This is a genomic window from Thermomicrobium sp. (genome assembly GCF_053493975.1).
On record NZ_JBRBZA010000025.1, the window covers coordinates 1 to 23,419 of the forward strand.

Below are 23,419 nucleotides of genomic sequence, written 5' to 3' on the forward strand. Positions count from 1 at the left end.
CTGCGCATCGACCGTGAGCATGCGGACGAAGCGGCCGAGATCCGATCGGAAGAGGTAGCGGCTCGCCGCGGCACGGATCCCATCGGCAGCACGATCCCACCCCTCGGCGAACTGGTCGTCACCGAAGATGCGCGCCAAGCGTGCCGCAGCGCGCAACCCGGCCACGACAGCTGCCACGGTGAACGTGTGGATACCACGTCGCTCTTCCCAAAGGTCGTACGAGGGCGCGGGCAATCCGGTGACTGGATCGCGATAGGAAGCCAAGAAACGCGCGCACGGAACGACCACTGAGCTGTACAAGCCGCGGAGGAGCTCCAAGTCGCGAGTCTTGCGATAGTAATCCCAGAGCGTCATCAGCACCAGAGCAGTACTGTCCTCCTGAATCGGGAACTGGAGGTCACCGGTCGGACTCGCCCAGGGATGCCAACTCGATCCGGCAGAGCCATCTGGGTTGTACTTGTGCAAGAAAAATCCGTAGTGCGTGACCAGGTCACCGATGAAGGTGAAGAAGCGCCGCGCCAGTTCCGGATAGCCGGCATCCAACAACGCGCTGGCGATGAGCGCGCCATCGCGCGGCCAGACGTAGCTGTACGTATCGCGACCGAATTGGAGAATATCGGAGTCATTGGCCGCCAAGATCGCTCCACCCTCGTCGATCTGCGTCCGCAGGATCAACAAGCTTTGCCGGTAGAGGCGCTGGAGGGTCGGCGAGAGAGAGGCCAATCCCGGGGGATCAGGCTCGATCCAACTCTGCCAATAGCGTCGGACGCGGGTCAACAATGCGTCCGGACCCAGCTGGAGCACTGTCTGGTGCAACCGGTAGACATCGGCGAAGCGGAGCCCGGCTGCCATCCAGAACGCAGCCGTCTCCTCACCGCCGGCCGGAAGCGCGAGTTCCAGTCCGCCGATCGAATCGACCGAGCCCTGCGCGATCGGGTTCCCGCTCAACACCCCGTCCTCGGCATCGCGCCAAGTCCCCTCGTGTCCACGGAACGCCTTGTTCCCACACGCGAAGCAGTGGTAACCGGGACGATCGCCGGCCCAACCGGAAAACCAGAAGTACCGTTTTCCCTTGTAGTGCACCAGTGCTCGCGCCGTGGGCTCGTAGTAGACTGTCTCACCATCAGCATAGCCCCACAGGTACCCATCGAAATGGAGAAACAGACGCACCGTCCGCGGAATCGGCTGCTCGTTCCGGACCGTCACCCGTCGGATCCAGAGATCATGCTCGAGGGCGACGGCATCCTGACAGACGAGCGTCAGGCCGAGTCGCGGGTGGTGCACGCGAACGTCCGTCACCAGCGTGCGTTCTTCGTAGCGGAGATCGCGCTCCCACCCCTCGTCGGAAAACCAGGCGAATTCACCATCGCACCAGATCCCGAAGCGATTGAGGCGCCCCTGCGTGTGGTTCTCCTGCCCCACCCGCGGGAAGTAGACATCGCGCAGGGTATACGTCCGGTCGAAGGCGAGCAGCAAGCGTCCATTGCCGATCGGAAGATCGCGCGGCATCGCCGTACCCTTTTCGTCAAGACAGCGCGGAGAGATCGAGGACCCGCTCGAGTCCAGCGCGGGCGACGCTCGTCACCACCATGATCGCGAGCGCACTCGCTAGTGCAGCCAGGGCAGGACGGCGCAGTTCCTGCCAAGTCGTTGCGCACTCGATCCGGCCGATCAGAACGAGGACGACCGGCCAGGTGAGCAGCGCCAACGTGAGGAGCGCTGCCAGGACGAGCCCCACTGCCACCACCGGAAACCAGAAGACCGGCCCCTGCCAGACGAACCAGCCGAACGCGGCCAGCGCTGCAGCGAGCGGGATACCATCGCGCCCCAACCGAAACACGGTGCCCGAGTCGCGCAGATCGGAGCGCCAACTCGTCGACTGGAAGATCCACCAGAGCATGGTGCCGAGCGCGACGCCGGTCCAGGCACCGGTGGCATAACGCAGCAGGTTGTGCGGCGCATAGAGCGACCCCAGGTTAAGGTCGAGCACCAGCGAGTTCAGACCATCGACGGCGAGCGCCACGACCCCGGTAGCGAGGAACCCGATCGCGAGCGGAGAGGGGGGCGCGGCTGACCGGCGAGCCGCTCGCCGGGCGAGCCAGGCGACCGTCGTCGCGGATCCTGCGTAGATACCGGTCATCCGAGCATCGAAGGGTAGCTGATAGGGGCCGAACCAAAAGGAATGACTCGGCCGTTGGGCACACAACCCCTGCAAAGCCGCACGGGTCGCCAGTTCGAGCTGGCTCGGCGCAACGGACCACAGCAGCGCGACCACCACCAGGAGAGCGAGCGGCGGTAACAACGACGCCCACTCGACAGGCATCCGCTGTCTGCTGTGATCGCCCCGCTCCATCACGCGCTCGCTTTCGCAGCACTCCAGCATAGCATGCGGCACGCTCCTTGCCGACGAGGACCGATGGGCCTGTCCGGACAGGTTGATCGTACACTCAGCGTGGCGTACGATTGCGGCCGTGCCGGCCGGTGAGGCGGGCCATCCGAGGGGGACGCGATGCAGGGGAGCCGACTGACGCGACGGATGCTCCTGCGCGTGGCTGGCGGAGTCATCGCAGCGACGGTCACGGAGTTGCGGAGCGCTCAGGCGCGTGGCGGCGTGATCCGAAGAACCAGTTGGTTCGTCGACGGTCCGTTTCCCACTGCTGGCCAGATCCTCACACCGGTCTATCCGTTGCCGTTTTCCTTCCGCAGCGTCGAGGTGAGTTGGCAGGCCTCGGTTCCCCAGGGTGCGCTGTTCCAGATCGCGGTCCGCCTGCGCAGCGACAGCGAGACCTGGAGCGACTGGATCCCGCTCGCCGCCGATCCGCATACGTCACCAGCCCGGGACGACGGCTGGACCTATGCTCCACCGATCCTCGCCAGCGGACGAGCCGTCCAACTCGGGATCGCCTGCGAGCCGGGCATCGGGGGAGCAGGACCACGAATCGAAGCGATCCGCGTGACCGCGGTCGAGGTCTCGTCGAGCGACTTCCAGTGGTTGGCGAACGACGAGCTCATCGATGGCTGGATCGTTCCTCGAGCCGGATGGGGAGCGGACGAATCGCTGCGTTTCGACGAAAATGGGAAGGAAATCTGGCCACCGCGCTACGCACCGATCGAGAAGGTCGTGATCCACCATACCGCGACGCGAAACGATCCACCTGATCCGGCCGCGACGATCCGAGCCATTTACGCCTATCACGCGGTCACGCTCGGTTGGGGCGATATCGGTTACAACTTCGTCGTCGACTGGCAAGGACGTGTCTACGAAGGACGATACGGTGGTCCCACTGTCGTCGGTGCCCATACCGCCGGGTACAATACCGGGACGCTCGGGATCGCCGTGCTGGGAGACTTCACGACGACCGATCCCCCGCGGGTGGTCCTCGACGCCTTGGCGCGTCTCATCCGGACACGGGCAGGCCATCTCGACCCAGCCGGCATCGGTCCGTTCCGCGATCTCGTGGATGTTCCCAACATCGGTGGACACCGCGACTACAACATCACCGAATGCCCGGGTGACCGACTCTTTGCACAGTTGCCGCTCCTCCGCGGCATGCTCAAAGGAACCGGCCCGATCGTCTTCCCCTCCAAGCCGCGACGCTTGGAACCCAAGGCCCAGCTGGTCAGCGTGACTTTCACGCCAGCGAGCGAGTTGTACGCCGGCACACTCGTCCGGGTCGACGCAGTCGTCCGCAATGTCGGGCCGATCGAGCTGCCCACCCAAGGACCGCCGCCAGGATTCATCTACGAAGAAGGACAAACATTCGACAGTGTGGGCTTTCCGAAGGAGGAAGGAGCCTTTCGCGTCGGCGTCGACTTCGAGGGCAACACTGGCGTGCCCAACCCGTTCCGGTGGGGACTCCCTACCCCGCTCCCACCCGGACAGGAGGCCACCGTGACCGGATTCATCCGCTTACGGTCCGTGCGCAGCTGGCGCTTGACCGCCAGCTTGGTGCGCGAGTACGTGCGCTACGAGCAACAAGGTGTCTTCCCGAAAGTTCTCACCACCCTGCCGCCTCCGACTGCTCCGGTCCCACCGAGCAGCGATCCGGACATGATCTACTTCGAGGTCACCCAACACAATGTTCCGCGCTTGTTCTACGAGTACTGGCGAGCGAACGGGGGACTCGAGCGCTTCGGCTATCCACTGACCGAACCGTTCGTGGAGATCTCCGCGACCGATGGGCAACAGTATCTCGTGCAGTACTTCGAGCGAGCGCGCTTCGAGCACCACCCCGAGTTGGCGGGAACACCCTTCGAGGTCTTGCTGGGGCTGCTCGGCGTCGAGCGGACACGCGGACGCGAGAACGAGCCAGCGTTTCGGCCGGTCGAGCGGCCAGCCGATCCCCAGATCGATTACTTCGTCGAAACACGCCACACCTTGCGGCCCCCCTTCCAGGCGTACTGGTGGAGCCGCGGAGGTCCCGCTGTCTTCGGGTATCCGATCAGCGAACCGTTCGAGGAAGTGAGCAAAACGGACGGGCAACGCTACCTCGTCCAGTACTTCGAACGGAATCGCATGGAATACCACCCTGAACTGGCCGGAACCCGCTTCGAGATCCTGCTCGGCCATCTTGGCCGCGAGACCCTGATCGACCGCGGTTGGCTTCCCGGCGCTTGAACTTGGTCAGCTCACGAGCGAGTTGCTGCCGAACGAGCGAGCAGGTCACTTCGCTCAGGATACCGAACTCGACCGAGTTCACTGTCGCGAATCGATCGGCGCCGGAGCACCCGCGTCCACGGGAAAGCGAGAAACCGCTCCACCGCACACAAACCGAGGAGCGACACGATCGCCGTGAGTGCAACGGTGGGGCATGCGGAAAACAAGCAGGAGACGATTCGCGCTCCACCGAAGATGAGACCCAGCAAGGGATGGACGGTGACGGACGCATTCCGCCGGCGATCGGTGAGGAGAAGGATCAGCGACACCACAAGATGGAGGCGAGTGCCCCGATGGACCGGTCGTCTTCCGTCCTGGGTCGGAGTCGAGGGCATCCGGGATGTTCGGCCGCATCATCGGGTCGATCCGAAGGGGGCCTCTCCAGGGGGAACCTCTTTCGTCAGGAAATCCTCCGTCCTTCGAAGTCGTTGTCCCCCGGCCCGCAGCACCTCCTTTTGCAGCATTACGTTGCCGCGAACCCCAGCCCGAGCCGCCGCAGCGAGCAAAAGCGCCCATGCCCGATCACGAGATGATCGACCACCTCGATCCCGAGCAGGGTTCCCGCCTCGATGGCACTCTCGGTCAGCTCGATATCCTGACGAGACGGCGTCGGGTCACCGGACGGATGGTTGTGGAGCAAGACGACTGCCGGTGCGTTGGCACGGATCGCCTCCCGGAACAACTCGGCGATCCGAACCTGGGCACCCTTCACGTGCCCCTGGGCGACCGTCACCGTGCGCAACACGCGGTTCCGGGTATCGAGCAGCACGACGCGGAGCTGCTCCTGCTCCAAGGTCGCCATTTCCGCCCCGGCGATCGCGTACACGTCTTCCGGGGTGCGGATCACCGGGCGCTCTTCCGGTTGGGCCAGTGCCAGCCGCCGTCCGAGTTCGAGTGCCGCTTTGAGCTTGGCAGCCTTCGCCTCGCCGAGTCCGTGAAACCGCCGCAGACTGGCGAGATCAGCTCTGGCCAAGCCGACGAGTCCACCGAACTCGACGAGCAAGCGCTGTGCCAGGTCGAGCACCGACTCGCCACGTATCCCCGTGTTCAGGATGATGGCCAGGAGCTCCGCATTGGTCAGTACTTCCGGTCCATACTGCTGGATCCGCTCGCGCGGTCGCTCGCTCGCTGGCAACTCCTTGATCGAGTGATAGGTTGCACGATTGCCGCTCATCGTTCCTTCGTTCGCGAAGAGAGAGCCCGATGCGACCGATGCCGCCAGTGTGCCGCTCGACGAGACGTTCGTCAAGGGCCAGGCATGCTGGTGCGCTTCACCGTCTCGCCGGAGTGCACTTCCTGCTCGCCAGCGTGACAGGGCCAATCCAGCGAACCAAAGAGCCAGCGCACCACGACTGCTATACTTACCGATGGCGCCGCGGCAATCGCTGCGGCGCCACACTCCAGGGAAGTATCCCGGAACGAGGAGACGAGCGTGATCTTCAGTCGTTTTTTCCGCCGGCGGACCCCACCCAGCCCACAACTGGAATCGGGCTTGAAGCGCAGCCGGCAGGGAATCTTTCGCCAGATCGTCCAGCTTTTCGAGCGTTCGCAAATCGACCGCGAACTCTTCGACGACTTGGAAGCGTTGCTCATTCAGGCCGACCTCGGTGTGGCGACGACCGAAGCCCTGCTGGAACGTCTCCAAGAGCGCGTGCGACGCGGCGAGATCCGCGACCCGGTCGAGGCCCGCGAGGCGCTGCGTGAGGAGATGGTCGCTCTGCTCGAGGCGGCGATGCGTAACCGCCGGGTGAAGATCTACCAGCGAGGAGTTCCGTTCGTCTCCCTGGTCGTCGGCGTCAATGGGACCGGAAAGACGACGACGATCGCCAAACTGGCCCGTTATCACCTGGATCAGGGGCGGACGGTCCTGCTCGTCGCAGCCGATACCTTCCGCGCGGCGGCGATCGATCAGCTCAAGGCGTGGGGCGAACGGCTCGGTGTGCCGGTCATCGCGCACGCACCGGGCGCGGATCCGGGCGCCGTCGTGTTCGATGGGATGCAGGCAGCTCACAATCGGGGCATCGATGTCCTGCTGATCGATACTGCTGGCCGGCTGCACACGAAGTCGAATCTGATGGCGGAGCTGGCCAAGATCCGACGCGTCATCCAGCGACACGTGCCGGACGCCCCGCACGAGGTGTTGCTCGTCATCGACGCGACGACCGGGCAAAATGGCCTCAACCAGGCTCGGGTCTTCACGGAAGCGGCTGGCGTGACGGACATCGCGCTGACCAAGTTGGATGGAACGGCCAAGGGAGGGATCGCCTTCGCCATCGCCCGCGAACTCGGCATCCCGATCGCCTACGTGGGGACGGGTGAGAAGCCAACCGACTTCGCCGAGTTCGATCCGGAAGCCTACGTCGACGCCCTGTTCTTCGGGGACGAGGAGGACTGACGATGTTCGAGGCGCTGACGGACCGCTTGACCCAAGTCTTCCAACGTATCGGTCGCAAGGGGCGCCTCACCGCAGAGGACGTCGACGAGGCACTGCGCGAGGTCCGGCGCGCTCTCTTGGAAGCCGACGTCCACTACACGGTGGTGCGGGACTTCATCGCGGCGGTCCGCGAGCGTGCAGTCGGTGAGGAGGTCCTGCGCTCGTTGACGCCAGCCCAGCAAGTGATCGCCATCGTCCACCAGGAGCTCGTCCGCGTGCTCGGCAGCGAGCGGGTTCCGCTCCAATGGGCCGCCCAGCCGCCGACGATCATCATGCTCGTCGGCTTGCAGGGTTCAGGCAAAACGACGCAAGTCGCTAAGCTCGGCTATCACCTGCGCAAGGAGGGACGCCGGCCACTGCTCGTCGCGGCCGATGTCTACCGGCCGGCTGCGATCGAGCAGTTGCGGCAGCTGGGCAAGCAACACGATCTTCCCGTCTACGACGAGGGGACCAAGGCCGATCCGGTCGAGATCGTCAAGCATGCGGTCAAGGTCGCCCGCGACCAGGGCTACAACCCGGTCATCGTCGATACCGCTGGTCGGTTGCAGATCGACGAGCCGATGATGGAGGAACTCGAGCGGATCGTCGAGGCAGTCCGCCCGACCGAGATCCTGCTCGTCGCCGACGCCATGACCGGGCAAGAGGCAGTCAATGTCGCCAAAGAGTTTCACCGGCGTCTCTCGCTGACCGGCCTCATCTTGACCAAGATGGACGGCGACGCACGCGGTGGTGCTGCGCTCTCCATTCGAGCTGTGGTCGGGGTTCCCATCAAGTTCATCGGAACCGGTGAGCGAGTCGATGCGCTCGAACCCTTCTATCCCGATCGGCTGGCGACCCGCATTCTGGGGATGGGCGATGTCCTCTCGCTGATCGAAAAAGCCCAGCAGCAGATCAGTCAGGAAGAGGGGAAGAAACTCCAAGAAAAACTGCTCGCGGGCACCTTCGATTTGGAAGACTTCCTACGGCAGTTGCAACAGGTCAAGAAGATGGGCCCGCTGACGCAGCTCTTGGAGATGATCCCCGGCATGGGGCAGCTGCTGCGCCAGCAGCAGGTGCAGATCAGCGACGACGAGTACAAGCGGATCGAGGCGATCATCCTTTCGATGACTCCCGAGGAGCGACGCAACCCGGACATCATCAACTACAGTCGGCGCCGACGCATCGCCCAAGGAAGCGGCACGACGATCGCCGAGGTCGCGCAGCTCTTGACACAGTTCAAGCAGATGCAGCGGATGATGGCCGAACTCGGCCAGCTGGCCGCTGGACGCAGCCGAGGCCCGCTGCGCGGTCTGCTCGGAGCCGGCAACGCATTCCCGGGCTTGCCCGGGCTGGACGGTTTCCCCGGGATCGGTACCGCACCAGCTCGACCGCAACCGTCAGCCCACCACGGTCGACACCAGAGCAAGAAGAAAAAGAAGAAGCGCCGCTGAGCGGCACGAGGGCCGCGACTGACCATGAAAACACGCATCGCGACGATCACTGGCTATCTCGTTCGATCGCTCGCTCATCTTCCCATCTTTTACAAGGTCTTGATCGCCAATTCCCTGATCGTGGTCACCGGGGCCGTTGCCGGAACCACGCTCACGCTATTGAGCACGGGAAACACTGAACATCTTTTCGAACTCGTCGCCCTCTTCGCGATCACGGGAACCTTTCTCTCGGTCCTGATCAACTGGATCGTTCTGCGCGCGGCCTTTCGCCCCATCGATGTCTTGGAGCAGACAGCCGACGAGGTGCGACGCGGCAACTTCCACGTCCGGGCGCCATTCGTTCCGCTCAGCGATCCCGATCTGGAGAACTTGACCGCGACATTCAACGCGATGTTGGATACGCTCGTCGGCTACCAGCAACGCCTGCGGGAACTCTCCCAGCGCGTCCTGACCGCGCAGGAAGAGGAGCGACAGCGGATCGCCCGCGAGCTGCACGATGATCCGGCACAGAGCCTGACCGCACTGCTGGTCCTGCTCAAGATGCTGCACGATCGGCAACAGCCGACCGATGGACGAGCCCTTCAGGAACTGATCGACCTGACGACCGCAACCCTCGAGTCGATCCGCACCATCGCGCAGGAACTGCGCCCACCTGTGCTGGACGACTTTGGCCTCGCCGCAGCGCTGGAAGGCTTGGCAGCGCAATACCGGCAACGTTTCGGCCTCCCGGTTCATGTCCATGTCCGCGGGCAACGGCAGCGACTCTCACCAGAGATCGAGCTCGCACTCTATCGGATCGCGCAAGAGGCATTGACCAATGTGGCTAAGCACGCGGACGCGACGCGCGCGACGATCGACCTGCAGTTCCAGGAGGGTACGGTTTCATTGCAGATCGAGGACGACGGCCGGGGCTTCGATCCGCGAGAGGGCCCCGGACGTGGGCTCGGACTGTTCGGGATGCGCGAGCGCGCTGAACTGGTCCACGGGACGTTCGCCCTCGAGAGCCAGCCCAACCACGGAACCCGCATCACGGTCGCGGTGCCGCTCGAGCCGCGAAGCGAGTTCGCGAGCATGACAGGAGTCCGACCATGACGACGAACAAGATCCGCGTTCTCTTGGCTGATGATCACCCGATCGTGCGCGTCGGGCTGCGCGCTCTTTTGGAAGCCGAACCGGATATCGCCGTCGTCGGTGAAGCCGGGACGGCCGACGAAGCGGTCGAGCTGGCTCGCACGCTGCAACCCGACGTGGCGGTCTTGGACATCAGCATGCCCGGCAACGGCCTGGAAGCCTTGCGCCGCATCGCTAATCTCGGCCTCCCCACACGCACCTTGATTCTCACCGTGCACGCTGAAGAACGGTACCTCTTGCCGGTCCTGCAGGCAGGCGGGTCAGGATACGTGCGGAAGTCGAGTTTGCACACCGACCTGGTCGAGGCGATCCGCATGGTCGCCCGCGGCGAGGTCTTCATCGACCAAGCGGCCGCCCGCACCCTACTGCAGGGCTACTTGGACCATGCGCGGACCGGCGAGGTGCAAGACCCAGCACAACTCCTTTCCGAGCGGGAACGGGAAGTGCTTCGGCTCACTGCGGCCGGGTACACGGCGCAAGAAATCGCGGACCAGCTGTTCCTCTCCCCCAAGACGGTCGAGACCTATCGGCATCGCGTCATGCAAAAGCTGGGCTTTTCGCGCCGCTCCGAACTCGTCCGCTTCGCGCTCCGCATCGGGTTGTTGGACCCTCAAGCTGAGTGAGCCAGCTCGGCACAACGCGCGATCCGCGAGCGGAAGCCGGCGCGGCTCCCGGCCAGCACAGCACGCTCGTCGGCAAGCAGGACGTGCGCGGGAGAGCGACCCGCTCGTCATTTTCGGTCTGGGCGCGTCCGTACGCTGACTCTCTTGCATCATGCAGGGGACACTGGTACACTACCCGCAGGCTGTACGTACAGCGGAAACGACAAAGAGACGAGTCGCACATTTGACCGGAAGACACATCTAGACAGCTCCGGTCAGGGCGACTACACTAGAGCTTGAGTCGAATGAACCCGACAGGTGCCAGATCTAGTAGCATCGCCGGTTTTTCTCCGAACTGGTGCCTGGTTCGAACGCGGAAGGGATTGTGGGGGCAAGCATGCGAGCAGAGCATACGAACGGCCAGGAGCGTCGCGGTCTGAAGATTCCACGCTTCTACACCGAGGCCGGACAGGATCCCTATGAAACGGTCAAATGGGTCCGGCGGACCTCGCGCATCACGAATCCGGACGGCACGGTCATCTTCGAGATGACCGATGCCGAGGTCCCGGAACACTGGTCACAGGTGGCAACCGATATCGTCGTCTCCAAGTACTTCCGCAAGGCCGGGGTGCCACAGCTGGACGAGCAGGGTCGACCGATCCTCGACGATCAGGGCAATCCGGTCCTCGGCCCGGAACGCAGTGTCCGGCAAGTCGTGCGTCGGCTGGTCGGCTGCTGGCGCGATTGGGGGGAGCGCTACGGCTACTTCGCCACAGCAGAAGACGCCCAGGCATTCGAGGACGAACTCGCCTACATGCTGCTCCACCAGATCGGCGCACCCAACTCTCCCCAGTGGTTCAACACTGGTCTGTATTGGGCTTATGGGATCGCTGGTCCACCGCAGGGTCACTGGTACGTCGACCCCGAGACGGGGGAACTGCGGCAGTCTCCGGACGCCTATTCCCATCCCTCTGCCCATGCCTGTTTCATCCAGTCGGTCGAGGACGATCTGGTGAATCCAGGCGGCATCTTCGACCTGGTTCTTCGGGAAGCGCGCGTCTTCAAGTACGGGGCCGGTTCCGGGACCAACTTCTCCAAGATCCGCGCGGAGGGGGAACCACTCTCTGGTGGCGGCACCTCGTCCGGCTTGATGAGCTTTCTCAAAGTCTTCGATCGCGCTGCTGGTGCCATCAAGAGCGGTGGAACGACCCGGCGGGCTGCCAAGATGGTCGTCGTCGATATCGACCATCCGGACATCGAGAAGTTCATCCGCTGGAAGGCCGAAGAAGAAAAGAAGGTCGCGGCGCTCGTCGCCGCCGGCTACTCGGCCGACTTCAATGGCGAGGCGTATGCCACCGTTTCGGGACAGAACTCGAACAACTCCGTTCGCGTTCCGGACGAGTTCATCCGCGCCGTGCTCGAGGACCGCGACTGGCACTTGCGCTGGCGCACCGATGGCCGGATCGCCAAGACGGTCCGCGCACGCGAACTCTGGCAGATGATCGCTGAGGCGGCTTGGCAGTGCGCTGATCCAGGTATCCAGTACGATACGACGATCAACGACTGGCACACCTGCCCAGCGTCCGGGCGCATCAACGCCTCGAACCCGTGCTCCGAATACATGTTCCTCGATGACACAGCCTGCAATCTCGCCTCGCTCAACCTGCTCAAGTTCTACGATGCGAAGACCGGTCGCTTCGACATCGCGGCTTTCCGGCACGCCGTGCGGCTGTGGACGATCGTGCTCGAGATCACGGTCCTCATGGCGCAGTATCCGAGCCGCGAGATCGCCTGGAACAGTTACCGCTTCCGCACACTCGGACTGGGTTACGCCAACCTGGGCTCCCTCTTGATGACGATGGGACTGCCCTACGACTCGGATCGTGCGCGCGCTGTCGCTGCTGCTCTCACCGCCATCATGACCGCCGAGGCCTACGCGACCTCGGCCGAGATGGCGGCGGTTCTCGGACCGTTCCCTGCTTTCCCGGAGAACCGGGAGCACATGTTGCGCGTCATCCGCAACCACCGCCGTGCCGCCTACGACGCGCACCCCGAGGAATACGAGGGGTTGCACATCGCACCGCAAGGGCTGGATGCCACGCAATGCCCACCCGAACTCGTCGCGGCTGCCCGCGAGGCCTGGGATCGAGCCCTGGAACTCGGGGAACGCTTCGGGTATCGCAACGCTCAAGCGACGCTCTTGGCACCGACCGGGACGATCGGCTTGCTCATGGACTGCGATACGACCGGGATCGAGCCGGACTTTGCACTCGTCAAGTTCAAGAAGCTCGCCGGTGGTGGCTACTTCAAGATCGTCAACCGCTCGGTCGCGCCTGCGCTCGAGCGCCTGGGCTATACCCCTGAGCAGATTCGGGACATCCTCACCTACGTGCTCGGCACGCTCCGGCTCGACGGCGCCCCGCACATCAACCGCGAGACGCTGCGCGCGCGCGGCTTGACCGAAGACGAGTTGCAGCGCATCGAGGCTGCTCTGCCCAGCGTGTTCGAGCTCCGGCATGCCTTCTCGCCGCACGTCATCGGCGAAGCAGCGTTGCGCCGTCTCGGCTTCTCGCCCGAGCAGTGGAATCAGCCGGGCTTCGATCTTCTGGCCGCGCTCGGTTTCACCGCTGAGGAAATCGAAGAAGCGAACGACGTCATCTGTGGACGGCAAACCGTGGAGGGGGCGCCGCATCTCGCGCCCGAGCACTTGCCGGTCTTCGATTGCGCCAACAAGTGCGGCAAGCACGGCACGCGCTTCATCCACTACATGGGCCATATCCGGATGATGGCAGCCGTGCAGCCGTTCCTCTCCGGAGCGATCTCCAAGACGATCAACATGCCGCACGAGGTAACCGTCGAAGACGTCGCCAACGCCTACTTCGAGGGTTGGCGGCTCGGTCTCAAGGCGCTGGCGATCTACCGCGATGGCTCCAAGCTTTCCCAACCGCTCTCGACACGCAGCAGCAGCGAGAAGGACAAGAGCGAGCGAGCCAGCACAGCGCCCAGCCAGGCACCGCAGACCGAGCGACAGGTCGAGGTCGTGGTCGTCGAGCGGCCGCGGCGGCGCCCCTTGCCGCCGAAGCGACGCGGGTTCACCTACGAGGGCCGTGTCGGTGGGCAGAAGGTCTATCTCCGCACTGGTGAGTACGAGGACGGGACGCTCGGCGAGATCTTCGTGGATGTCGCCAAGGAAGGAGCTGCTTTCCGCAGCCTCATGAACTGCTTCGCCATCGCGATCTCCAAGGGTCTCCAGTATGGTGTCCCGCTCGAAGAGTATGTCGATACCTTCACCTTCCAGCGCTTCGAACCGCAGGGGATCGTCGAGGGCCACCCCAACATCAAGATGGCGACCTCGATCATCGACTACATCTTCCGCGTCCTCGGGTACGAGTACCTCGGTCGCACTGACCTCGTCCACGTCCCACCAGCTGACCAGCCAGCGACGCGCCAAGCCACCGAGAGCTCTGCTCCCACGGTGCAGCCGGAAATCGACCGAGAAGCGAACGAGGCGAGCGACCAGCCGGCGCCTCTCACTCCGAGCCCGAAGCCGCGCGTCAACGGCCAGGCTGAACTGGCCGCCGCGCTCGCGACGGTTGCCGCGGCCGTCAACGGGACGGTTCGTACCGGATCTCTGCACGATGCACTGGACGAGCAACTCTCGCAGCTCATGGGTGATGCGCCGTTCTGCGACATCTGTGGTCACCTCACCGTGCGCAACGGATCGTGCTACAAGTGTTTGAACTGCGGGAACAGCTTGGGCTGCAGTTGAACGGTCACGCCTTCGTTCTCCCGAAAAGGGCCGCTCTTCGCGCGGAAAGAGCGGCCCTTCCGCATCTGTCGATCCCCGACGAACAGGCTATGGAAAATGGTCGGCTCGGTGCCGTAAGGAAATCTCACCGCAGGCGCGGCGAGTGTCCTCATCGACCTGCGGTACAGCAGAGCTCGGCATGGAGCAGTCGCCGAGCTGAAAGCAGTGACGTACTCGCTGCGTTTTTCCGTCAGAAGGCGCTAGGCTGGCCAGGTGACGATGGGATCGATGGTGACGATCGACGCACACGAAACACGCGCCGAGGATGCGAGCGAGCGGCCTCTGGCCAACAGCCTGACGTTCGCCGGCGCGCTCGCGCTCGGCATCATCGCGTTCTCGCGACACGCGGCACTCAGCGCGTCGATCGCGTTGGTCGGCGCGTTGCTCACGGTGATCGGTCACGGCTTCTCGCTCGCTCCCCGAGCACCCGCCAAGGCCCGGCAACTCGCTCGTCTCCTCGCTGGCAGCAGCACGCTCGCCCTCACCGCTGCCGCTGCTCTCGACCTGGCGCAGCACCCAGCGGATGTTTTTCTTCTCACCGCACTACCTGCGACTGGACTCGCCTCGCTCGGCCTGAGCAATGTCGCCTCGGTGTTCGCTCGACGACCGCGCAGCATCTGCCTCGCCGGCGTGAGCGCGACGCTCGCCGCCAGCACCTGGCTCACGCTCCTCTTCGCGCAGCTCGTCCCACTGCACTTGGTCAGCGATGCCCTTCCCACGTGGCTGTCTCCCTGGACGATCCTCCTCCTGACGGTCGCGAGTCTGTTGGCCCATCTCGCTGCGGTACGGAGCGATCACGCGGTCGGACGCTCGACCCTGCGTTGGGCACCATGGGCCGCGCTCGCGACCGGATTGCTCGTCACAACTGTCACGGTCGCGACGCTCCAACGCTGGCAACAGACCGCACTGGCCGATCAGGTACGGACGGAAACATTGGCAGCAGCCAACCAACTCGGCACACTGCTCGATAACCGCCTCGCGCGCCTCCGACCCACCTCTGAGCAACGCGCTACCGTCGACGACCGCATGGTCCCAGGACTCCTTTGGTACGGTCGAACGACTCCGCGCGAGCACGAGACGCTCTTCGTTGCACCAGGAGTTGCGCACCTGGTCGAAGAACTCGCGACTCTGGCACAGCAGGCGCCCGGACTGGCCGGACCGACCGACGGGGCTGCGCTCTTGCGGATCGTCCTTCCGGACGGGCGTCCGGGGCTCCTCGCCCAGTGGTGGACACCGACCGAGCAGATCCGCGCGCTGATCGACCCCGAGCGGTTCTTCGCTCCAGTAGTCCAGGCAGCGACTGACCGTGATGTCGCGCTCACTCTCTACCTGAACGGCGAGCTGCTTCTTCGCAGCGGAGAAGGCGATCCACGGACCGCACCGCTCACGGTGCGGGTACCGTCGAAAGAGGTGGGATTCGGTGTCCTGCGTCTCCGTGCCCAACTCGGGACAGCGCGGGTGCAGCCGCTCCTCAGTCCGCTCCCGCTCGTCATCGGCGCAGCGATCCTGCTAGCCACGCTGGCGACAGCCCTCGCGCTCGCCGTCGGCTGGCGCACTGCACAAGCCAACCAGCGCCTGCGCGCCTTGAGTGCCGAACTCCGTGACGAGATCGACGAGCGCCGCACGATCGAGCGGCTGCTGGCCGAACGAGAGGCCCGGCTACGCGTGCTCCTGCGGCAGCTGCCCGCCATCGTGTGGACCGTCGATCGCGATCTCGTCTTTACCTCCAGCGAGGGAGCTGGTTTGGCGCATCTCGGTCTCCGGCCAGGCCAAGTCGTGGGCCAAAGCTTGTTCGAGTACCTCGGCACGAGCGACCCGGATCATCCCGTGATCTGCGCTCACCGGCTCGCGCTCGCCGGGGAGCCGCAAGAGTACGAGTTCTCCTGGCACGACCGCTTCTTCCGCGTCCGCCTCGAACCGTTGCGCGATCCGGACGGGACGATCACCGGTGTCATCGGGATCGCCTTCGACAGCACCGACGAGGTGCGAGCACGCGAGCAACTGGAGCGGCTCGCCACGACCGACGAGCTGACGAGCATCGCGAACCGCGCCGCGCTCTTGGCGCATTTGGAGCACCTGGCCAGCGCAGGCGAACCGTTCGCCGCTCTGCTGATCGATCTCGACGGTTTCAAAGCGGTGAACGACACACTCGGGCATCTGATCGGAGACGCCGTCTTGCGCGAGGTCGCCCAGCGCCTCCAGCGCAGCGTTCGCCACGATGATCTGGTGGGGCGACTGGGTGGCGACGAGTTCCTGGTCCTCGCCCGCGTGCGCGACAAACAAGGTGCGCGCGAACTCGCCACCCGGATCCTGGTAGCCCTCAACCACCCGTTCCGCATCGACGGGCAGACGATCCATCTCGGGGCCAGTATAGGCATCGCGTTCTGCGATGATCAGCCGTGCAAGACCAGCGAACTGCTGCGAGCAGCCGATCTCGCTCTCTACGAGGCCAAGCGACGCGGCAAAGGGCGCGTCGTCCTGTTCTCGCCTGAGCTCGCGGAGGAGGCGACGCAACTGGTCGTTCTCGGCGAAGCACTCCGCGCGGCGTGCGAGAGCAACGCGATCCGTTTCGCAGCGCAAGCCGTCATTCACCTCCGGACCGGTCGGGTCGCTGGCATCGAGCTCATTCCCGCATGGAGCGATCCCCAGCACGGGACCTACCGGGGAGAAGAGCTGGCAGCGTTGGCCGAGCGCACTGGACTCGCTGACCTTCTCGCTCTCCGCGGCATCCAGGAAAGCCTCGACTGGCTGCGGGAGTTGCCGAAGCGCTCGTTCGTCATCCTGCGCTTTCCCGGCCGAGCAGTGCTGACAGACGAGATCTTACAGACCTTGCGCGAGTTCCTGGACGAGCTGGCACGTGACCAAAAACAGCTCTGGCTCGATCTCCCCACATCGCTGCTGCGCTCGCCCCACGACCGGCAGGCGCTTCAGGCATTCCCGTCAGAAGGAATCGGCATCCTCGTGCGCGATCCACTGCTCACGCCGGAAGGGATCGAACCGGTCCTGTCGCTGCCGCGTGCTGGTATCCGGATCCCTCAGGGTTTTGTCCGTTCTCTCTTCATGGATCCGCGGGCAGCGGTCTTGACCCGCGCCTTGCTCCAGGTCACGCATGATCTCTCGCTCGTCAGCCTAGCCGACGGCATCGACGAGTTCGCGACCTTCGTTGGGTTGGCCCGCTCTGGCTGCACCTATGGGGTGGGTCCACTGTTCGGGGGCGAACTCGCTCGCGCGCGGGTGATCGCAGCCGCGCACGACGGTGCGCACTGGAGTGAGTTGGCAAGCCACGCCGCGACGCCAGCAGAAGCACACCCTGATGGAGCCACGGAACGGGTGCAAGCGAACTGGCAACCGGCGGAGGAGTCCGAGTATCATCGCCCCTGAGAACGGTGAGTCCTTCCCATCAGTGACCGACCCGATGATCGCTGTCGGTGACCGCATCGTCGATTTCGCCCTCGAAGATCTGGCCGGGAGGCGCATCGAGACGCGTCGTTTCTACTTGCGCCGTGGTCTCGTGCTCATATTTCTGCACGAGTGGCCATGTGCTGATTGCCTTGCCTACCTCCGCCGGCTCAGTTCCATCGCCGACGAGATCGCCCGAGCTCGCAGTCAGCTCCTCGCACTGGTCCCGCTCGGTCGGACGCTAGCCGTGCACTGGCCTGCTGACGAACCACCACCCTTTCCGCTCCTCCTGACCGAGGGAGAGGAGCTGCATCGCCGTTTCGGTCTCCTCGACGGAGCGGGACGACCAGTCGCCGCCGTCGTCGTGACCGACGACACGGGAACCGTTTGGGAGGTTTGGCGAACAGAAGACCAGCACGACCTTCCGGACCAGCTCGATCTGCTGGAGACGGTGGAGTACGTCTCCTACCAGTGCCCGGAATGCTGGGACCGCCAGCGCTGGCCATGACCACGACCGACGAGGGCGAGAGCAGACATCGGGCGGATCTGGATGCAGCGGGATGTGGCTTCGCATGGAGCCCGGACTTCTTCCGATCCTCGCCCAAACGTGTGGTCCGACGTGCGATCCCTGGTTCGATGCACTCCTCGTACTCGTCACGACCGGATCGTTCTTGACGATGGCAGTCTCGGGCCTCTGGTTCGGCTTCGTACGCCTGCGCCGATTTCGACAGATCCGTCGTCTCCCAACCGAGCCGATCGGGACAGTTCTGACAGACACAGTCGACCGGTTAGTCGAGCTGCGCGGAGAAGCGAAAAGTGCAACACCGGAACGAATGCTCCTGACCGACACGCTGGCCGCAGCCGGTAAGCGGACAACGAAGGTCACCTGGCAACGAAGCATCCCCTGGCGCGATCGATTCCGCTCTCTGAATTACGAGGAATCCTTCCTGCACCACATCATCCTCGACGACGGGACAGGACAGATCCTCGTCGATGCATCGGACGCCCACCGGTACTGGTTGTCGAACATCGCTAGCTGGAAGATCGACGAGGCACCGGATTGGGCGAGGCAACGCTACGAAGAACTGAGGCGACTGCACGAGGGCACGATCGCCGATTGGGAGGACGCTGGGTTTGCAGCGCGGTCGATCGAAGTCCACGAGGAATATCTTCCGATCGGCAGCGAACTCTTCGTCATCGGTCGCGTGCGACCGATACCGGAGAACGGAAACACCGCGAGCGGAGCACGTGGACTCGCCACAGTCCGAGCACAAGTCGCGAGTCTGGGTCGCGAGTCCTCGACGGCCTACGGGTTGCTGCTCGAGGGAATCCTGGCGCTCCTCGCTGCCGCTGGTGCAGCTATAGGCCTTTCTCGCCTCTCGTCTTGGTTCGTCGACGCATGGGCACGTTATCTCGCTGACCAACGGTCCTTGTGGGACCGGGTGTTGGAAGGTGGCATCATGCTCGTCGTCTTGGCCGTGGCGTCATTGCTCTCGCTCGTCATGATCGTCGTGACGAGCGAGATCCTCGGCAAAGCGATCACCCTGCGTGGCCGCAAGAGCGAGTGAGCCGAGCGCCTGAGCGAGAAGCGCTCGTTTCCTCTGCCTCGCCGGAAAGCAGTCTCCTCACGCGGGCAGCGGCACACCGTAACGCGTCGCGATCGCGCGCAGTGTCTCCAGTACCTCGGGATGCACCGGAATACCGTTGGCTCGCCGTTCGGCTTCCGTTTCCGCTTCCAGATCACCGGGCACCAAGACCCGCTCGGCACCGTCCGCCGGACGAGCACGCCGCAGTTCTCCGAGCATGTCGTCCATATCGGCCAGAAACTCTTCGAGCGGGCGAAAGGCGTCGATGCGGATCGCCATGAACGCATGACCCGTATTGGAAGGGCCGATCGTCTCGGAGCGTGAGCCACCGACGTACTTGGCCCACACGCCACCCGACAGTTGGCCACACAGGACCTCGACGAGCAGCGCGAGCGCATACCCCTTGTGGCTGCGCAGTTCGGGAAATGCACCGAGCGGCGTCAAAGAGCGCGCAGCGAACGGATCGGTCGTCGGTCGTCCCTCGGCGTCGAGTGCCCAGCCGAGGGGGATCGGCTGGCGATTGCGCCGGGCGATCTCGATCTTGCCCCAGGCGACAGTGCTGGTCGCACCGTCGAAGACGAGTGGGCGCTCTTTGCCCGCCGGAATCGCAAATGCGATCGGTGCCGTGCTGAGATGAGCCTCGCGCGCGTACGGTGGCACGACGAGCGGCGTGGCATTGGTCATCGACACGCCGATCATCCCAGGAACCTCGAGCGCCATCGTCGCGTAGTAGCCAGCGATCCCGTAGTGATTGCTGCGACGCACGGTTGCCAGACAGAAGCCGCTCTCCTGCGCTTTCTCGATGCACCGTCGCATCGCACGGTAGGCACTCGGAAAGCCCATCCCGTTGTCGGCGTCGAAGGCGATCGTCGCCGGTGTCTCCGCCACCGCACGAAAACGCGGGCGCAGGTTGACTGCACCGGCCTCGATCCGGCGGACGTAGTAGTCCAATCGCGCCACACCGTGCGAATCGAATCCACGGACGTCAGCGGCCACGAGGATCTCCGCACTGATCGCTGCGTCCTCCTCGCTGAGGCCCGTGCGGAGAAAGACTTCAGCGACGAAGCGTTGCAGTTCCTCGACCGGAAGGCGAACCGCCACTGGCATCCTCCTCAGAGCTGAACCGACGCACCGACCCGTCGGCATGATAGCGCATGCTGACAGCTCAGCGCGTGCATGGTACGCTGCAACTGCTCGGGGATCAGTGGAGCGAGCACACCACCGATCGGGAGAAGTGCAGTATCGGGTAGAACAGCCGTGGGAAGGGGGATACGATGATTCGCTCGGTCGTGGTACCACTGGATGGATCGGAACTGGCGGAAGCTGCGCTTCCGTACGGACGGGCCCTCAGCGAGCGGTTCGGAGCCAAGCTGTACCTCGTCCGAGTGGTCGATATCGATGCGCCGGCCGAAATCGCAGCCGATGCCCGCGACTACCTCGCGCGCGTCGCACGTCAGCTGGGGGGAGAGACCGACATCACGGTCCGCTACGGCGATCCAGCAGCAGAGATCATCGATTTCGTTCTCGAACTCGACGATCCCGCGATCGCGATGACGACACACGGGCGGAGCGGGCTCGGGCGTTGGCTTTTCGGGAGCGTGGCTGACCGTGTCGTCCGTGGGGCCGGTGCGCCCGTCCTGCTGATTCGCTCCTCCATGCCGCAGCGTGAGCCGGGTGTGGTACGCTCGATCCTCCTACCGGTCGACGGCTCGACGCTGGCGGAAGCTGCGATTCCCTATGCGAGCGAATTGGCGCGCCGGTTCGACGCGACGATCCACCTCGTACGAGTGGCCGAGACGCCGGAGATCTACAGCTTGCTCAGTGTCCCAGCTGGTGCTCCGACTTCGGCCGATGTGCTGAACCAGTTGGCTCAGCAACTCGTCGAAGCTGCCACGACCTACGTACAAGAACTCGGCGAGCGCTTACGGGGCGAAGGCCTGCGGGTCGAAACCCACGTACTGGAAGGGATCGCGCCCGAACAACTTTTGGCCTTCGAGCGCGAGCGACAGCCGGATCTCGTCGTGATGGCGACGCATGGCCGGAGCGGCTTCAGTCGTGTGGTCTTCGGCAGCGTGGCCGAGCGGCTACTCCGCGAGGGAACGGTTCCATTGCTCCTGATTCGTCCCCCCGAAGCAGCGCAAGCGAGCTGAAGGAGAAGGCCGAGTGAGCACAAACGGGCGCCGGGGCTGTTCTTCCCCGGCGCCTGCTGGTGCTGACTCGCTCAGGCTCGCGTACCAGCTGCGAGCAATGCTTTCGCTTCGTTGGCGATACGCTCGACACTGGGAATGACCGCGCTCTCGAGCGGTTCTGAGAAGGGAATGGGAACGTCCGGAACCGCCAGTCGACGGATCGGCGCTTTGAGCGCATCGAACGCACCGGCTTGCACGCGGAAAGCGACCTCGCCGGTCATCCCGTAGCTCTGGTAATCCTCATCCACGATGAGGACGCGCCCGGTCTTGCGGGCAGAAGCCACGAGCGTCTCGCTATCGAGCGGAACGAGCGTCCGCAGGTCGATGACCTCGGCCGAGATACCGTCGCGCGACAATTCTTCGGCAGCCCTGAGGCAGCGATGCACCATGAGGCCAGCCGCGATCATCGTGAGATCGCTCCCCTCCCGGCGCACCGCAGCCTTGCCGAACTCGATGGTATAGCGCTCCTCCGGCACCTCTTCTTCCTGGCCCTCGAAGGGTAGGAACGGTAGACCAGTCAACAGCTTGTGCCCGAAGATGACGACCGGATTCGGGTCACGCAGGGCACTGATCGTGAGCCCCTTGGCATCGTAGGCGGTCGCGGGGACGACCACCTTGAAGCCCGGCACATGGGCGAAGAGTCCATAGAGCACCTGCGAGTGCTGAGCAGCATCGCCGTACCCACCGCCGATCGCGGTGAGAATGGTGACAGGCATCGCAAACTGGCCGCCGGACATGTAGTGGTTCTTGGCGATATGGTTGTACATCTGGTCGAAACCAGCCCCGAGAAAGTCGACGAACATGAGCGAGACGACCGGATGCATCCCGACCGATGCGGCGCCAGCAGCCATGCCGAAGAACGTTTGCTCGGTGATCGGTGTATCGATCACGCGATCGCGACCGTACTTTTGATACAGACCCAGCGTGAAGCCGAACACCGCGCCCCAGTAGGTGACATCCTCACCGAGGACGACGATGTCCGGCCGCTCAGCCATTTCCTGATCGATCGCTTCGGCGATCGCGAAGGCGATCCCTTTCATCGTCCGCGTCATCGGAACACCCCCACCAGCGCTTCCTGCGGATCCGGCAATGGGCTCTGTTCGGCGAAGGCAACGGCTCGCGCCACCTCTTCTTCTGCCTCTCGGCGCAACCGCTCCAGCGTCGCGTCATCGGCCCAACCGAGTCGCTTGAGCCGCTCCGCCAATCGCGGGATCGGGTCGAGTTGGCGCCATCGCTCCACTTCTTCACGCGTCCGATACTCTTCGCCGTCCCCTTCGAAGTGGCCGCGGTAGCGATAGCACACTGCCTCGATGAGACTGGGACCATACCCGGCACGGGCACGCTCGACAGCATCCCTGGCTGCCCGCCAGACGTCGATGAGGTCCATGCCATCGACCAGGTAGGCGGGAACATTGAAGCCGAGAGCGCGCTGGAACTGATGCGGTTGAGCGAGCGCCTGCCACTTCGGCGTCGAATCGGCATACATGTTGTCCTCGATCACGATGACCAACGGCAAGCGCCACAGGACCGCGGCATTGAGCGTCTCGGCCAGCGTCCCATGATTGGCTGCTCCCTCCCCGGCGAAAGCGACCGCCACGTGTGGCTCGCCACGGTGGCGGAACGCGAACGCCGCACCAGCGGCTTGCGGGAAGGAAGCCCCGACGATCCCGCTGCAGGAGAAGCGGTGCTCAGCATCGAAGAGATGCATATGCCCGCCCTTGCCCCGGCACAACCCGGTCACCTTGCCGAAGATCTCGGCAGCCAACTTGTCAGCCGGAACTCCTTTGGCGAGTGCATGATGATGCGGGCGGTGCGTGCTGACCACCGCATCGGGTTCCCGCAGGTGCATGCCGACCCCGACCGCTACCGCCTCCTGGCCGACCGCGAGATGCATCTCGCCACGGATCGGTCCAGCCGCCATGTTGAATTGCGGAGTCTTCCCGATGTAATAGCGGTCAGCGATCGTTTCCTCGAAGAAACGAATCAAGCACATCTGGCGGTACGCCGCGAGCAGGGTCTCCGGGGAGAGACCAGCCTTCTCGACGGTGTACCGCAAGTCAGCGAGACTCGGCTCCGGCTTCCACATGCCGCACCTCCCTCACTGCACCGCGGCTTTCCCTTCGTGGGGTTCTCTACCCTCCAGTGTAAGCTGTCCAGCTCACCTGTCAAGGGGCGACTGGAGA

General features: G+C 64.3%; 16 protein-coding genes. 10 read left to right on the plus strand and 6 right to left on the minus strand.

Annotated features, from left to right (window positions below; translation table 11 throughout):
• On the minus strand, positions 1-1,509 hold a 1,509-nt coding region (locus ACWIVK_RS05035), incomplete at its 3' end, for a glycoside hydrolase family 15 protein (protein WP_448575487.1).
• 16 nt (positions 1,510-1,525) lie between these two features.
• The gene (locus ACWIVK_RS05040) at positions 1,526-2,323 is read right to left on the minus strand and encodes a DUF2085 domain-containing protein (RefSeq protein ID WP_448575488.1); all 798 of its coding nucleotides are present in this window, start codon (positions 2,321-2,323) and stop codon (positions 1,526-1,528) included.
• A gap of 186 nt (positions 2,324-2,509) precedes the next feature.
• Here ACWIVK_RS05040 and ACWIVK_RS05045 point away from each other — a divergent pair, with 186 nt between their 5' ends.
• Positions 2,510-4,618 carry an N-acetylmuramoyl-L-alanine amidase gene (locus ACWIVK_RS05045; protein WP_448575489.1) on the plus strand — a complete coding sequence of 703 codons (2,109 nt, stop codon included), beginning with the start codon at positions 2,510-2,512 and terminating at the stop codon, positions 4,616-4,618.
• A gap of 502 nt (positions 4,619-5,120) precedes the next feature.
• Here the strand turns inward: ACWIVK_RS05045 and radC are convergent.
• Entirely contained in the window at positions 5,121-5,831 is a 711-nt protein-coding gene (gene radC / locus ACWIVK_RS05050; RefSeq protein ID WP_448575490.1) for a RadC family protein, read from the minus strand.
• Between the two features lie 258 nt (positions 5,832-6,089).
• Here radC and ftsY point away from each other — a divergent pair, with 258 nt between their 5' ends.
• The 8 genes from ftsY to ACWIVK_RS05090 all read left to right on the plus strand — a co-directional run bounded on the left by ftsY (position 6,090) and on the right by ACWIVK_RS05090 (position 19,029).
• On the plus strand, positions 6,090-7,052 hold the full coding sequence (ftsY, locus tag ACWIVK_RS05055; RefSeq protein WP_448575491.1) for a signal recognition particle-docking protein FtsY: 963 nt from the start codon (positions 6,090-6,092) through the stop codon (positions 7,050-7,052).
• A 2-nt stretch (positions 7,053-7,054) separates the two neighbouring features.
• Complete coding sequence (gene ffh / locus ACWIVK_RS05060; protein WP_448575492.1) at positions 7,055-8,521, plus strand: signal recognition particle protein; 1,467 nt, start codon at positions 7,055-7,057, stop codon at positions 8,519-8,521.
• Between the two features lie 24 nt (positions 8,522-8,545).
• On the plus strand, positions 8,546-9,613 hold the full coding sequence (locus tag ACWIVK_RS05065; RefSeq protein WP_448575493.1) for a HAMP domain-containing sensor histidine kinase: 1,068 nt from the start codon (positions 8,546-8,548) through the stop codon (positions 9,611-9,613).
• Positions 9,610-10,275 (plus strand): response regulator, encoded by a 666-nt coding sequence (locus tag ACWIVK_RS05070; RefSeq protein WP_448575494.1) that lies wholly within the window; start codon positions 9,610-9,612, stop codon positions 10,273-10,275. Before ACWIVK_RS05065 ends, ACWIVK_RS05070 begins: the two co-directional genes overlap by 4 nt.
• A 376-nt stretch (positions 10,276-10,651) precedes the next feature.
• Positions 10,652-14,023 carry a vitamin B12-dependent ribonucleotide reductase gene (locus ACWIVK_RS05075; RefSeq protein WP_448575495.1) on the plus strand — a complete coding sequence of 1,124 codons (3,372 nt, stop codon included), beginning with the start codon at positions 10,652-10,654 and terminating at the stop codon, positions 14,021-14,023.
• Between the two features lie 267 nt (positions 14,024-14,290).
• Complete coding sequence (locus ACWIVK_RS05080; protein ID WP_448575496.1) at positions 14,291-17,443, plus strand: diguanylate cyclase domain-containing protein; 3,153 nt, start codon at positions 14,291-14,293, stop codon at positions 17,441-17,443.
• A gap of 34 nt (positions 17,444-17,477) precedes the next feature.
• Entirely contained in the window at positions 17,478-17,969 is a 492-nt protein-coding gene (locus ACWIVK_RS05085) for a redoxin domain-containing protein (protein ID WP_448575497.1), read from the plus strand.
• 64 nt (positions 17,970-18,033) lie between these two features.
• Positions 18,034-19,029 (plus strand): hypothetical protein, encoded by a 996-nt coding sequence (locus tag ACWIVK_RS05090; protein WP_448575498.1) that lies wholly within the window; start codon positions 18,034-18,036, stop codon positions 19,027-19,029.
• A gap of 57 nt (positions 19,030-19,086) precedes the next feature.
• Here ACWIVK_RS05090 and ACWIVK_RS05095 read toward each other — a convergent pair whose 3' ends face one another.
• Entirely contained in the window at positions 19,087-20,148 is a 1,062-nt protein-coding gene (locus ACWIVK_RS05095) for an Ldh family oxidoreductase (RefSeq protein ID WP_448575499.1), read from the minus strand.
• Between the two features lie 173 nt (positions 20,149-20,321).
• On the opposite strand from ACWIVK_RS05095, the gene ACWIVK_RS05100 reads away from it, so the two are divergent.
• Complete coding sequence (locus ACWIVK_RS05100) at positions 20,322-21,197, plus strand: universal stress protein (protein WP_448575500.1); 876 nt, start codon at positions 20,322-20,324, stop codon at positions 21,195-21,197.
• Positions 21,198-21,268: 71 nt separating this feature from the next.
• Here ACWIVK_RS05100 and ACWIVK_RS05105 read toward each other — a convergent pair whose 3' ends face one another.
• Complete coding sequence (locus ACWIVK_RS05105; protein ID WP_448575501.1) at positions 21,269-22,288, minus strand: alpha-ketoacid dehydrogenase subunit beta; 1,020 nt, start codon at positions 22,286-22,288, stop codon at positions 21,269-21,271.
• Positions 22,285-23,322, minus strand: a complete 1,038-nt coding sequence (locus ACWIVK_RS05110; RefSeq protein ID WP_448575502.1) for a thiamine pyrophosphate-dependent dehydrogenase E1 component subunit alpha — start codon at positions 23,320-23,322, stop codon at positions 22,285-22,287. Before ACWIVK_RS05110 ends, ACWIVK_RS05105 begins: the two co-directional genes overlap by 4 nt.
• Between the last annotated feature and the right edge of the window lie 97 nt (positions 23,323-23,419).

Excerpts from the sequence above, each read along its gene's own strand:
- ACWIVK_RS05090 (WP_448575498.1), top strand. The coding sequence starts at position 18,034 with ATGGAGCCCGGACTTCTTCCGATCCTCGCCCAAACGTGTGGTCCGACG.
- ACWIVK_RS05040 (WP_448575488.1), bottom strand. The coding sequence starts at position 2,323 with ATGCCTGTCGAGTGGGCGTCGTTGTTACCGCCGCTCGCTCTCCTGGTG.
- ACWIVK_RS05075 (WP_448575495.1), top strand. The coding sequence starts at position 10,652 with ATGCGAGCAGAGCATACGAACGGCCAGGAGCGTCGCGGTCTGAAGATT.
- ACWIVK_RS05110 (WP_448575502.1), bottom strand. The coding sequence starts at position 23,322 with ATGTGGAAGCCGGAGCCGAGTCTCGCTGACTTGCGGTACACCGTCGAG.
- ACWIVK_RS05080 (WP_448575496.1), top strand. The coding sequence starts at position 14,291 with ATGGTGACGATCGACGCACACGAAACACGCGCCGAGGATGCGAGCGAG.
- ffh (WP_448575492.1), top strand. The coding sequence starts at position 7,055 with ATGTTCGAGGCGCTGACGGACCGCTTGACCCAAGTCTTCCAACGTATC.
- ACWIVK_RS05045 (WP_448575489.1), top strand. The coding sequence starts at position 2,510 with ATGCAGGGGAGCCGACTGACGCGACGGATGCTCCTGCGCGTGGCTGGC.
- ACWIVK_RS05085 (WP_448575497.1), top strand. The coding sequence starts at position 17,478 with ATGATCGCTGTCGGTGACCGCATCGTCGATTTCGCCCTCGAAGATCTG.
- ACWIVK_RS05070 (WP_448575494.1), top strand. The coding sequence starts at position 9,610 with ATGACGACGAACAAGATCCGCGTTCTCTTGGCTGATGATCACCCGATC.
- ACWIVK_RS05065 (WP_448575493.1), top strand. The coding sequence starts at position 8,546 with ATGAAAACACGCATCGCGACGATCACTGGCTATCTCGTTCGATCGCTC.
- radC (WP_448575490.1), bottom strand. The coding sequence starts at position 5,831 with ATGAGCGGCAATCGTGCAACCTATCACTCGATCAAGGAGTTGCCAGCG.
- ACWIVK_RS05100 (WP_448575500.1), top strand. The coding sequence starts at position 20,322 with ATGATTCGCTCGGTCGTGGTACCACTGGATGGATCGGAACTGGCGGAA.
- ACWIVK_RS05105 (WP_448575501.1), bottom strand. The coding sequence starts at position 22,288 with ATGACGCGGACGATGAAAGGGATCGCCTTCGCGATCGCCGAAGCGATC.